The sequence below is a fragment of the Chitinophaga costaii genome, assembly GCF_900094705.1.
Classification (GTDB): domain Bacteria; phylum Bacteroidota; class Bacteroidia; order Chitinophagales; family Chitinophagaceae; genus Chitinophaga; species Chitinophaga costaii.
Map to the genome: position 1 here is coordinate 82,333 of NZ_FMAR01000001.1, position 12,545 is coordinate 94,877.

A 12,545-nucleotide genomic window follows, 5' to 3' on the forward strand; every position below is an offset into this window, starting at 1 on the left:
TTGCTTGCGGTATGAAAAAGCTCAATACAATATTCCTCACCCTCCTTGCTATAATGATTGTTAGTATGCATTCCATGGCACAGTCTTCCAACCAGGTAACCGAATACCTGCACCTCCCAGGCCCCGTAACACTGTTGAATAACACTTACCTGCTGGCATGGTCTTCCCATCCGTCTGACAACTACTACAAACAGGAGTATATACCGGCTGGCGACCCCCTCGATAAGTTCCATAAAATGGTGATGGTGGATGTACTCACCGGCAGCGCCACTCCCAGCCAATTGGCCGCCGCCAAAATAGAAGAACTGAAAACACTAAAAACGACTAATCCTGTGGTGAACTACCAGGTTTACCAAAAAGACCAGGCCATACTACTCGACTTCCTGGTGAGTGAAAATGCTGCGGATGGCAACTCGATACTGATCCTGGAGCGCAACGTATACCGCTACGTTCCCTATAAGGATAACGCCGGAAATACGGGCGTACTCCTTTTCGCCTGCGCAGAAAGGGCCTACGCCAATGAGGTGATGCCCTATCTTACCAACCTGAAAGGAAAAAGAGAGGAATTGCTGAATGCGGTTGGCAATTACCAATTGCCAGCTATTGCCATCAAATAAACGATCCATTCATCCACCCATGCCTCTATTACCTTTGCTTTTTACGCCGGCTACAGGGGCTATATCTTACCCCTGTAGCAGCCCCGTAAAGCACGGTAGCAAGGCCTGCCGGAAAGCAACCTCATTTTCACTAATTTTTGATGGATACCAACAACCATATTACGAATAAAATGGAATGAGTAAAGCGCTAAGAGAATATATTGAAAAAATAGTGCCCTTGACGGACAAAGAATTTGAGGTGGTGTTATCTCATTTCACCCATAAAAAATTCAGGAAACATCAGTTTCTTGTGCAGGAAGGCAATTACGTAGACAACGATTTTTTACTGCAATACCCCACCCTGCTCCAACGTGTTCCCAAAACTTTCATTGCGGCCTACCTGGGCGTATCCAGAGAAACCTTGAGCCGGTTGTCCTCCGCTGTATAAGTGTGCTATACATCACCATAAAAAAGTGACCTGCTTCCTGTGTAACCCATCCTATTTTGCCGACCTTTGCCTAACAACTAAACAGCCATAAAAAATGAAAAGGATCATAATGGCCGCTGCTTTAGCGGTAGTAAGTGTTTTTACAGTTTCAAATGACCTACAGGCACAAAATAAAAATACAGGCAACATGCATAAGAAAATTCTATTTGTGGTGACAAGCCACGACAAAAAAGGCAGTACAGGAAAACCAACCGGTTATTTTTTGGGGGAAGTATCGCATCCGTGGGAAGTACTGTACCACGCAGGCTATGAGATAGATTTTGTAAGCCCCCAGGGAGGCACCCCACCTGTGGACGCATTTGACTTGAAAGATCCTGTTAATAAAGCCTTCTGGGAAAATAAAGTATACAAAAATAAAATCAACCACTCCCTAAAACCCAGTGAAATTGATCCCAATGACTATTCCGCTATTTTCTTTGCCGGAGGCCACGGTGCCATGTGGGATTTTGCGGACAATACCGCGCTGGCAAATATAGCAGCCAGGATTTATGAAAATGGCGGCATGGTAGCTGCCGTATGCCATGGCCCTGCCGGACTAGTTAACGTAAAGCTAAGCAACGGTAAATATTTAGTGGACGGTAAGAAAATAAGTGCTTTTACCAATCAAGAAGAAAAAGCAGTTGCACTGGATACCGTTGTTCCGTTTCTGCTGGAAGATAAGTTAAAGGAACGGGGAGCAAAATTTGAGCAATCCCCGAAATTTCAGCCACATGTTACCGTTGACCAAAACGTAATAACCGGGCAAAATCCATCATCTGCAAAAGGGGTGGGTGAAAGTATGTTGGCAGCATTGAGGGGGGTAAAATAAATAGGACTGCATGTGATAATCTGAGCTGTAGCTGCCCATCCCCCTCCACCCTAACAGCTCTTAAAAACATACTGGTTATTAGCATTATTCAGCGCCTCATCCAGCTTTTGGGCGGTAGGGGTAACAGACAGCCCTCCCAGGTTGGTACAACGCAGGGCATGCGGCATGCTATGCCCTACTTTGTCCATGGCGTCTATCACCTCATCCAGGGGAATCAGGTGATTATAATCGGCCAACGCCATATTAGCGCAGGAAAGCGCATTAGTAGCCGCCAGCACATTTTTGCCGAGGCAGGGGGCCTCAACCCGGTTAGCGATGGGATCACAGATCATTCCCAACGAGTTTTGGAGTGCCAGGGAGGCGGCAGATAAAGATTGTGCAAAGGAACCGCCGGCCATATATACCAGCGCAGCAGCGGCCATACTGGCGCCGGAGCCGCACTCGGCCTGGCAGCCGCCCACTTCCGCCGCAAAGGTGGCATGGGCAGAAATGAAAACGCCAATAATACCCGCTGCCAGCATAGCCTGCACCAGCACCTCTTCCGGCAGTTCCAAAGCATCTGCCATCCCTATCAATGCACCTGGCAGCGCCCCGCAGGAGCCGGCCGTAGGTGCAGCCACAATAACGCCCATAGAACTTTTTACTTCCATCATGGCAGAGACGTACATAATGACACGATTGTTTACCTGCCCTTCTATTAGCTTATTGGAATCAAATTGCTTTTTAAAGTTCACCGACTGGCTGCCCAATAAACGGTCTTTATATTTAGTACCCTTTAATCCCAGGTAAATAGCATTTTGCATAATGCGCACGATACGTTGCATTTTACCCAGTACTTCGGCTTTAGAGAGCAGGCCCCGCTCACATTCATACTCCACGGCCAGCTCCCATAGCGCCTTATTTTTATCAGCATTGTATGCCTGCATGGCTGCTGCACTGATAAACGGCACCGTTACATTTTTCCTGGACAATACGGGCAATACCGGCAGCAGCTGACGGATATACGCCACTGCGGGCATTTCTTGCAAAGCAGCAATAGTAGCTGCATCCGGCAATGCCTGGCTGCTTATTTCAAGAAAAGGCACGCTCCCGGGATGCGCAATTATCTCCTCTGCGGCAGGCATAATTGCGAAGGCCTGTTGCTGCACACTGGACAAATCCTCCTTTGCATGGCAATAAACAAGCGTGACAAAAAAATCGCCTTCCATGTTCACCTGCGCCCCATCTATCTCAATAATGGTGATCATCCCTCCACCGGTGGAAATCCCGGTAAGGGTTTTACTTTCTACGGCATTGCTTAAACAGAGGGTATAAGTATTTGGATGTGTGGCGCCAGTAGCGCGAATGTCAATATCAGTGATTATACCTGCCTGGGAAAGGTATTCTTCGGATGCAGGCAAGCGCTCATCATCCGCCTCCCAGCCCAATAAACCACCAAACAACCCCATATCCGATCCCTGTGTTTTATGGGTGGTGGCCAGTGAACCATCCGGGTCAAATACGATGTGTACCTGCTGGATATTCCCCTGCATGAGATCACGGCAAATACGGCCAATTCGTAAAGCGGCAGCGCAATGGGAGCTGGAGGGGCCCCGCATAACCGGGCCGATTACATCATTGAATATACTGGGATAATTTGCCATACACACTAAATTTAAAAAAAATTAATCCTTTTTTTCCTGCAAGTTTTGCTTCCAGAATTTCTCCATGGTTTCCCGCAAATGGAGGGAAGTATTCTCCCTTTCATAAATTCCATGTGAGCGCATGGGATACGACATCATAGCAAATAATTTATTGTACTTGATCAACCGGTTTACCAATAGCTCAAAGCTCTGGTAATGTACGTTATCATCGCCGGTGCCATGAATAATCATCAGATTGCCTTGCAACCCATTGGCGTACGTAATGGGAGAACCTTTTATATACCCTTCTTTATTTTCACTTAACAGGCCCATATACCGCTCCTGGTAAGTAGCATCGTACAGGCGCTGATCACTTACAAAAGATACGGCAATGCCGGTTGTATAAATATCGCTATGGCGAAACATACAATGTAAGGTCATTTGACCACCACCGCTCCAACCCCAGATACCTATTTTATGGGGATCTATATAAGACAAACTATCCCTAATTTTAGCGGCAGCCATAGCCTGATCATCTGCCGACAATAACCCTATCTGTCCATATACAGATTTGCGCCAGGCCCTGCCCCGGGGAGTTTTGGTACCCCTGCTATCAATACTCATCACCACATATCCTTGCTGCGCCAGGTATTGATGCCACAGATCGCCCCCACCCCAGTTATCCTGTACGGTGGAAGCGGCAGGCTCTCCATATACATAAAAGAGGAGCGGATATTTTTTTGTTGAATCAAAGTTTTTTGGGGTGATCATCCATGCATCCAGCACCACTTCTCCAATGTTTACCTGGAAAAACTTTTTGGGGCTAAGGCCTAAACCTGCATACCGTTCTTTCAGCGTATGATTATCTTCCAGCACCTTCCATTCCTGGTGGTCTGGCAGGTGTACCAGGCTAATGCGGGGCGGCGTATTGGCATCCTGATAAGTATGAATAGCCCAACGGGCATTGCCAGACATTTGGTAACTACTTTGCCCCCGGAGGCTGGAGGGTGTAATGCGTTCTGCGCTACCTTTGCCATCCAACCGGCTCCTGTACAGAAACCGCTGTGTATAATTAAATGGGGAGGCTATATAATACACATAACCGCCCTTTTCATCAATACAATTTACCTGCACTACATCAAAATTCCCTTTCGTAATCAGCGCCTTTTGCTTCCCATCCCGCGACACTTTGTAAAGATGTTGCCATCCATCCTGCTCGCTGGACCAAGTAAAATAACGGTTATGATCCAGCCACTGTATATCATCATGCAGATCGAGAAAAGCGCTATCTGTATCTGTAAGGATATTGGTGAGCTTCATCGTAAGCATATCGGCCATCCATACTTTATTCGCATTCTGCTTACGGTTTAATTGCTGGATCATTAAGGTAGAAGAAGCGGGTATAAAATCCATTCTTGCGAGGTAATGATCCCTGGGGGCACCGGGAATATCCAACCATTTTGTAGCACCACCGGCCGCAGGGATGACCCCTATCTTCACGGCAGACAAACGGGTACCTACTTTAGGGTAGGGTAAGGGTATAGGTTGGGAATAAATAGAATCTATATTGTTAATCATGTAAAACACACCCGTACCTTCTGTATCTGTTTGCCAGTAGGCAATGAACTGCCCGTCTGGGCTCCACCGGAAGCCATCCCTGCAATCCAGCTCTTCTTCATACACCCAGTCAAACGTGCCATTAATGATATTATTTCCCCCATCGGTGGTGAGCTGGGTAATGTGTTGCGTGGCAATATCCTCCACGAATATATTTTGATGGCTTACGTATGCTACGCGGCCCCCATCCGGAGAAAATTTTGCAAACATTAAGGAGCCTGCGTCCAGGTTTTTCCCCAGTTGCTGCAATTGACCGGTGGCAAGATTTAGCACCCAGTAATCGCCACGGGTATTATACCGCCACACCCGGAAAGTGTTCGTAAATAAGAGCATTTTACGATTATCGGCAGACCAGGCATAGCTGGCCACTTCCAGCGGATGCTGCCATCCCGCTGGGGTAAGCTGCTGGGCAGCTACCAATACAATGCGCTGTCCGGTGGCCGCTTCGTATTTTACAATCTCATTGCCCGCCGCCGATTTTTCCAGTGCAGAATATCCATCATTCGTATTTAGCCAGCGCACCGGGCCAAACCCTTTCTGGTTGTAGATGCCGCTGTTATAAATATCTTCCAGTGTTAAGTCGTTGTGGCGGATGTGCTCACCCACCTCCTTTTGTGGCGGAGCTTCCGGAACTTGGGCCTTTACCGCAGTGGCAAGCAGCAGCGGCAGCAGGGTAATGGCTGCACCCAGGCAGTAGGTTTTACATTTCATCATTTCTTTCAAAAGTTATTTTAACCAGTTTGACTGATTACATTATTTTAATGCGGTAGTTTTCTCCTGGTATCGTTTCAAATTGCAGGGTGTGGCTGGCGGTTTCCTTGGTATGTATTTGTTTTCCGGCGGCGTTGTATACCGCATAGCGATTACCTGGCTGCATTTTTAACACACAGGGCTTGCCTGCCACAGATCTTATATCCAGCTTTTGCAGTTTATTTTCTGTCCAGCTAAAAGAAAGGTTAAAGCCCCCTCTTGCTTTAAAGCCTTGTATGCTGCCGCTGCTCCATTCTTGCGGCAAAGCGGGCAACAGGGAGATTACACTATCCTGTGATTGTACCAGCATTTCGCTAATGGCTGCGGCAATACCCAAAGGCCCGTCTACCTGTATAGGAAAACCTGCATTGCCAAAAAACTGTGGGTTAGATTCTTCTTTAAAATAGCCTTTGATAATCCGGTAAGCATGATCACCCTCCATCAGCCGCGACCACATGGCCGCTTTCCAAGGTCTTGCCCATTCTGCAGATCCATCGCCCCGCTGTATTAAACTTTTGCGGCAGGCCGCTATCCACTGCGGGGTGCGCTGCAATGAAAAAACATCGCCAGGGTATAATCCATATAAATGAGAAATATGCCGGTGTGGATGTTCACTTTGTGGCCAGTCTTGCGCCCATTCCTGCAAAGTACCATCCTGCGAAACCTGTGGCGGCAGCAGCCGCCCACGCAGTTGGGCTACCTGGCCGGCAAAATCCCCATCCGTATGTAACACCCCTGCGGCAGCGATATAATATTTAAAAAGATCACTCAGAATTTCCATATCGATAGCGGAGCCCGCGCAAATAGATGTTCCCGGCAAATAGGAGCCGGTAACTTCATCAAAGTAGCGCCCATTGCCGGGCCGCGCAGGAAAGTTCTCCGGGGAGGTGGAAGGATTGGTGACCAGCCATTTTCCGCTGGCATCCGGCGTTAAAAAATCAGCAAAAAACTGAACCGCCCCTTTGATAACAGGATAAATATCTTTCAGGTAGGCGGTATCCTGCGTATAAAGGTAATGCTCCCACAAATGCGTACACAACCAGGCGCCACCTACGGTAAAGGTGCCCCAGGTAGGGCCGTCCATAGGTGCGGCCACCCGCCATAGATCAGTATTTTGGTGAAACACCCAGCCCCTGCATCCATAATGTTCTTTGGCTACTTGGGCTCCCTGGTCTGTTAATTCTTTCACCATACGGATCAAAGGAGCTGCACACTCAGATAAATTGGCCGATTCTACTATCCAGTAATTCATCTGGGTATTAATGTTGGTCGTGTATTTAGCGTCCCACATTGGGTTTTGGCCATTGTTCCAAATACCTTGCAGGTTAGCCGGTTCTGTACCTGGGCGGGAGGAGGCAATGAGTAGATAACGTCCAAACTGGTAAGCCAATGCAGCCAGTGAAGCATCTGGCTCTTCCAGGTTGCGGCTTTTACGCAGGTCTGTGGGTAAATAGGATAATGGCGAAACGGGTAGCTCCATCTTTACCCGGTTGAACAAACTTTCATAATCGCTGAGGTGGGCCTGCTTTAGCGTTTCATAGGTTTTGCCGGTAATGCCGGATAAGTAATCTTCCGTACGCTGGTGCTGATCGGCACTCACATCTTTATAATTCACAAAATTGGTGGCTGCCAAAAAATAGAGGGTAACGGCATCTGCCTCTTTTACCGTTAATTCACCATTGTCTACTGTTACTGTTCCCCCTTCTGCCACCGCTTTAATACGGGCTTCGTACCGCAACTTTCCTTCTACACCCAGATAGTCTGCTGATTTTCCGGTTACCACCAGGCCATCTGTGCCACTGCCGTCCATCCGGAAATAATCGGTAGCGTAATTAGAGTGGGCCTGGTTTCTGACACCCCGGAGCTGGGCTTTGAAAGAGATACTACCTTTTTTATCTGCCGTAAAGCGGATAGCCACTACCTGGTGCGGAGCGGATGCAAATACTTCTTCTTTCAGCAAAACATTACCTGTTTTATAGGATACCGCAGTGATACCAGTTTCCAGGTCCAGCCAGCGTTTATAGTCCGTACTCTCTTTATTAGGAAAGAAGATATGCAGCTCCGCCAGGGATTGATATTTTTGTTGTTCCACCGGATAGCCCATCAATGCCCGGCCAAAGAGATTGTGCGCTTTCAGGTATTCACCCTCCCTGACCAGCTTTTGCACTTCCGGCAAAGCGCGGTAGCCCCCTTTCACCACAGTGGAGTAAGGGCCGCCAGACCAGTAGGTATCTTCATTAAACTGTATGGTTTCCTCACCCGTAGTACCAAATACCATGGCACCCAGCCGGCCATTGCCTACCGGCAGGGCATCTTCCCATTTAGCAGCAGGTTTATTATACCAGAGCAATGTTGAAGGATTAAATGTTTTATCTGCTATTTTTTCAGCTATATCTTTTTGCTGTGCCAAAGTGGTATTACTGATAAACAGGGCCAGCAAGGCAATCGCAGCAAGCCTAATTTTATTGCTGAGTAGATTATTTAGTGTAGTGCTGTTCATGTTCTTTACCATAAACTATTAAGTGAAAAAGTAAACGCTATCCCTATGGTATAGCTATTGGTGAAGGGTTGCTTATACGGCAGCCTATGCCTGGTACCGGGCAGCATACCTCATCTCTTCTATCTCCTGCACGGTTTTGGCCAGGGGTTGCCCCAGCAGGCGGGCACCCGTAGGTGTTATTAAAAAATTGTCCTCTATGCGTATGCCACCGGAAAAGCGATAGTTTTCCAATTGTTCATAATTGATAAAATCACCCAACTTATTTTGCGCTTTCCAACTATCTATGAGCTGTGGAATAAAATAAATACCCGGTTCCACCGTGAGTACAAAACCGGCACTTAGTGGCTTGCCCAATCGTAGGGATTTCCATCCAAACTCATTTCTTTGCAGTATGGCATCCGTATATCCTACATATGCTTCTCCCAGATTTTCCATATCATGTACATCTAATCCCATCATATGTCCCAGGCCGCATTGAAAGAATAAGGTATGCACGCTTTTTTCCACGGCTGCTTCCACGTCTCCCCTAATAATCCCCAGGTTTTTTAAACCTTCCAATAACTTTACACAGGCCAGCCGGTGAATATCTTTAAATGCAACACCCGGTTTTAATGCGGCTACTGCTGCTTCAAAAGAAGTTAATACCACGTTGTACACATCTCGTTGGCTAGCGGTAAAAACGGTATCAACTGGAAAGGTGCGGGTAAGATCGCCTGCATAATGCATGACATTTTCTGCGCCGGCATCTGCCAGCACCATATGGCCTTTTTGTATTTTATGGCCGTGATAGTGATTATGCAAGGTTTGCCCGTTGATGGTGAGAATGGTGGGATAGGATAAACGGCCGGCTGCCGCCAGGGCTACATATTCCATTTTAGCCGCTATCTCATACTCATACATGCCGGGCCGGGCAAACTGCATAGCCGCTACATGCATTTCGGCACTGATGGAGGCGGCTTTATCAATTTCTGCAATTTCAACTGCTTGCTTCACCTCCCGCTGGGCCACTACGGCCTTTATGAGCGGTACGGAAATATAGCGCTCCACCAAATCAATGGGCATTTGCAGCCAGCTACTCACCCGTAATTTATTGTCTGCCCGGTAAAAAGGTAAGGTATGAATAGCCGTTTTATGATGGATAGCAGATTGCAAGAATGCGGCTACTTCCTTTAACGGGCTAACCATACTTATGCCCACCTGTGCGGCCAGCTCCTGTAAAGTAGGCATGGGCCCCGTCCAGATAACATCTTCCAGGTCTGCTTCCTTGCCATATATTGCCTCCACATCCTTTTCAACATCTATAATGCCCACCAGCCCGGGTATATCCAGTCCGAAATAGTACAGAAAACTACTATCCTGGCGGAAGGGATAGTAATTATCTGTATAATTCATAGGACTGTCTGCGTTGCCGGTTAAAAGAATAATGCCCTTACCTATCGCTTTTTTTAAAATATGCCTTCTTTCAACGTAAACTTCTTTTTCAAACAGCTGTTGCATATCGGAGCGTTTAATGTGCGTCTGTATGGAGGGATGCAGGTGGTACTGCCTGTACCGGCAGCCCCCCTTCTCTTGTATACTGGTTATTAACCAGCCGTAAAATACCTAATGGATTGCTATTTTTCAGTGCATCCGGCAGCATACTGTCTTTAAAATTTTGATAACATACGGGCCGTACCCATCTTTTGATAGCGCTGGTGCCTACGGAGGTAAATCGGGCATCGGTGGTAGCGGGATAGGGCCCTCCATGCACCATACTGGCGCAAACTTCCACGCCGGTGGGTGCCTGGTTCAGAATAACCCTTCCGCTCACCGTTTGCTGGAATGCGATTGTTTCTGCAAAAAAGGTGATATCACTATCCGTAGCCACCATCGTGGTTGTCAACTGCCCGCCTGCATGCTGTAGCACCTGTTGAAGCTGTGCGGCTGATTGGCAAATCACCACTAAAGAAAAGGGGCCAAATATTTCATGGGTAAACAGGGTATGCTGTAAAAAATCTGCTGCCTCGATGCTGGCCAAAACAGGCACCCCTTCCCCTTCGGCAGCCGGTAGTGGTGGGGTGGGTGTTAATACCGTTATTTCAGGGCGTGCTACTATCTCTTTTACCCGTGTAGCATAGTGATGGGCTATGCCGGTATGTAACATTTTTTGAGGGGCAGTGCGGCCCATTTCCATGCCTAATACCAGGAGGAAGTTTTGTAATGCCTGGCCCTGTATCCCCATGAGTAGGCCGGGGTTTGTACAAAACTGGCCCACGCCCATAGTGATAGACTGCGCGTATTGCGTGGCCAGTTGTCTTGCATGCCGGGTAAGCGCATCCGGATAAAATACGACTGGATTTACGCTGCCCATTTCTGCAAAAATTGGTATAGGGTCTATACGTTCCCTGGCATAGGCTAACAGGGTTAAACCTACCTGTTGAGAGCCCGTAAAGGCTACAGCCTTGGTGTATGGGTGCACCACCAAAAGTTTGCCCCCATGATTTCCGCCGGTAGCTACGTGCTGCACCGTATGTGCCGGCATATTAGTAGCCTCCAGGGCCGTTTTAATCGCTTCAAACACCAGCCGGGAGGTTTCCGGATGGGCGGGATGCCCCTTTATAACTACGGTGGCGCCTGCGGCGAGGGCACTGGCGGTATCTCCACCTGCCGTAGAAAAAGCAAAAGGAAAGTTGGAGGCACCAAATACAATAACAGGACCGAGGGGTACCTGCATTTTCCTGATGTCTACAGATGCAGGGGCAGCCTGGTTCTCTGCTGTATCAATAGCAGCTTCTACCCAGCTTCCTTCCGCTATCAGGTCGCCAAACATTTTTAATTGGCGGGTAGTACGGCCTATTTCCGATTGCAGCCTGGTTGGGGAAAGAAAGGTTTCCCGGTGCGCCTGCTCCACCAGCCTGTCCCGCTGTAATTCCAGCTCTTCCGCTATGCGATATAAGAAAGCACAGCGCTGCCGGCCAGGTAGCTGGCGGTATAGTGCAAAAGCACGCTGCGCATTTTGCATGACCGTGTCTATATGCAACTTTATATCATCTTCTATTTCACTTGGCATATGCATCACTATAAGGAGAGGTAGTCTGATAAAGAGGGCCTGTTAGCAATCGCGTCCCGGATAATTTTCAGGGTATTTTCCCTTTCTGTACCCACCAGCGTTAATCTGGGTGGTCTTACTATTTCGGTTCCCAGGCCGGTTTCTGCTTCTGCCAGTTTAATGTATTGAATTAACTTAACGTGTATGTCCAGTTCCAGTAAAGGCATAAACCACCTGAAAAGCTGTATGGCTTCCTGTATCTTACCCGCTTTAGCCAACCTGTAAACGGCCACGGTTTCTGCAGGAAAGGCACACACCAAACCGGCCACCCAACCATCGGCACCCAGTAATAATTCATCCAGGGCCAGCGTATCTACACCACACAACACCTTAAAGCGCTTGCCATACCGGTTTATCATCCGTGATACATTCGCCACATCCCTGGTAGACTCTTTTACGGCCTGGATGGTAGGCAGCTCGGCCAGCTCGTCAAACATATCAAACGTTATCTCTGTTTTATAGTCGATCGGGTTGTTATACAGCATAATGGGGAGGTCTGTAGCCTGGGCTACCGCCTTAAAATATTCAACCGTTTCCCGGTTATCACTTTTATAACGCATGGGTGGCAATAGCATGAGGCCATCTGCCCCCCATTCTTTTAGCAGTTTGGCCTGCTTTACTGCTGCTGCCGTAGCACCTTCCGCAATATTGACTACTACCGGCACTGCACCAGCCATTTTTTCAATTGAAAATTTGACGAGTACCTCCCGTTCTGCCAACGTAAGCACACTGCTTTCTCCCAGTGTGCCTGCCAGTACAATGCCATCCACCCCTGCCTTCACCTGGGTTTTTAGACTACGTTCCATGGCGGGGAGGTCCAAATTATCATCCTTGTCAAACTTAGTTGTACATGCAGGAAATATACCTTTCCATTCCATCATATCAATAAATCTTATTTAAAGCAAAAATATCGGGGCAGCCCGCAGCAAGATTTGTGATAATTGATGAAGAATAACCGCATATTAACCAGGTTTACACCCAGGCTGTTTACTTAACCTATTTTGATTAACTATTTACTTTTTTTAACCCACTTGCCAGGGTATTTTATAAAAACGG

At 47.7% G+C, this 12,545-nt stretch carries 9 protein-coding genes; 3 read left to right on the top strand and 6 right to left on the bottom strand.

Features of this window, described 5'->3' with window-relative positions:
• Window positions 1-65: 65 nt before the first annotated feature.
• The 3 genes from GA0116948_RS00325 (at window position 66) to GA0116948_RS00335 (ending at window position 1,912) form a co-directional block, all read left to right on the top strand.
• Window positions 66-617, top strand: a complete 552-nt coding sequence (locus GA0116948_RS00325; protein WP_123891664.1) for a hypothetical protein — start codon at window positions 66-68, stop codon at window positions 615-617.
• Between the two features lie 211 nt (window positions 618-828).
• A complete protein-coding gene (locus tag GA0116948_RS00330) occupies window positions 829-1,044 on the top strand; it encodes a hypothetical protein (protein ID WP_317041894.1) in 216 nt (71 codons plus the stop codon).
• Between the two features lie 94 nt (window positions 1,045-1,138).
• Window positions 1,139-1,912 carry a type 1 glutamine amidotransferase domain-containing protein gene (locus tag GA0116948_RS00335; RefSeq protein ID WP_205686006.1) on the top strand — a complete coding sequence of 258 codons (774 nt, stop codon included), beginning with the start codon at window positions 1,139-1,141 and terminating at the stop codon, window positions 1,910-1,912.
• Between the two features lie 50 nt (window positions 1,913-1,962).
• Here the strand turns inward: GA0116948_RS00335 and GA0116948_RS00340 are convergent, their stop codons facing one another.
• From GA0116948_RS00340 to GA0116948_RS00365, 6 genes are all read right to left on the bottom strand, one after another.
• Window positions 1,963-3,555: an L-serine ammonia-lyase, iron-sulfur-dependent, subunit alpha gene (locus GA0116948_RS00340; RefSeq protein WP_089707856.1), complete on the bottom strand. Its 1,593-nt coding sequence runs from the start codon at window positions 3,553-3,555 to the stop codon at window positions 1,963-1,965.
• Between the two features lie 21 nt (window positions 3,556-3,576).
• Window positions 3,577-5,865, bottom strand: a complete 2,289-nt coding sequence (locus tag GA0116948_RS00345; RefSeq protein ID WP_205686007.1) for a S9 family peptidase — start codon at window positions 5,863-5,865, stop codon at window positions 3,577-3,579.
• 34 nt (window positions 5,866-5,899) lie between these two features.
• Entirely contained in the window at window positions 5,900-8,401 is a 2,502-nt protein-coding gene (locus GA0116948_RS00350) for a glycoside hydrolase family 95 protein (RefSeq protein WP_089708875.1), read from the bottom strand.
• An 84-nt stretch (window positions 8,402-8,485) separates the two neighbouring features.
• Entirely contained in the window at window positions 8,486-9,898 is a 1,413-nt protein-coding gene (locus GA0116948_RS00355) for an aminopeptidase P family protein (protein ID WP_089707858.1), read from the bottom strand.
• A gap of 10 nt (window positions 9,899-9,908) precedes the next feature.
• On the bottom strand, window positions 9,909-11,450 hold the full coding sequence (locus GA0116948_RS00360; RefSeq protein ID WP_240619099.1) for an aldehyde dehydrogenase (NADP(+)): 1,542 nt from the start codon (window positions 11,448-11,450) through the stop codon (window positions 9,909-9,911).
• An 8-nt stretch (window positions 11,451-11,458) separates the two neighbouring features.
• Window positions 11,459-12,370, bottom strand: coding sequence for a dihydrodipicolinate synthase family protein (locus GA0116948_RS00365; RefSeq protein WP_089707861.1), 912 nt, complete (start codon window positions 12,368-12,370; stop codon window positions 11,459-11,461).
• Between the last annotated feature and the right edge of the window lie 175 nt (window positions 12,371-12,545).

Excerpts from the sequence above, each read along its gene's own strand:
- GA0116948_RS00325 (WP_123891664.1), top strand. The coding sequence starts at position 66 with ATGCATTCCATGGCACAGTCTTCCAACCAGGTAACCGAATACCTGCAC.
- GA0116948_RS00335 (WP_205686006.1), top strand. The coding sequence starts at position 1,139 with ATGAAAAGGATCATAATGGCCGCTGCTTTAGCGGTAGTAAGTGTTTTT.
- GA0116948_RS00340 (WP_089707856.1), bottom strand. The coding sequence starts at position 3,555 with ATGGCAAATTATCCCAGTATATTCAATGATGTAATCGGCCCGGTTATG.
- GA0116948_RS00345 (WP_205686007.1), bottom strand. The coding sequence starts at position 5,865 with ATGATGAAATGTAAAACCTACTGCCTGGGTGCAGCCATTACCCTGCTG.
- GA0116948_RS00350 (WP_089708875.1), bottom strand. The coding sequence starts at position 8,401 with ATGAACAGCACTACACTAAATAATCTACTCAGCAATAAAATTAGGCTT.
- GA0116948_RS00355 (WP_089707858.1), bottom strand. The coding sequence starts at position 9,898 with ATGCAACAGCTGTTTGAAAAAGAAGTTTACGTTGAAAGAAGGCATATT.
- GA0116948_RS00360 (WP_240619099.1), bottom strand. The coding sequence starts at position 11,450 with ATGCCAAGTGAAATAGAAGATGATATAAAGTTGCATATAGACACGGTC.
- GA0116948_RS00365 (WP_089707861.1), bottom strand. The coding sequence starts at position 12,370 with ATGATGGAATGGAAAGGTATATTTCCTGCATGTACAACTAAGTTTGAC.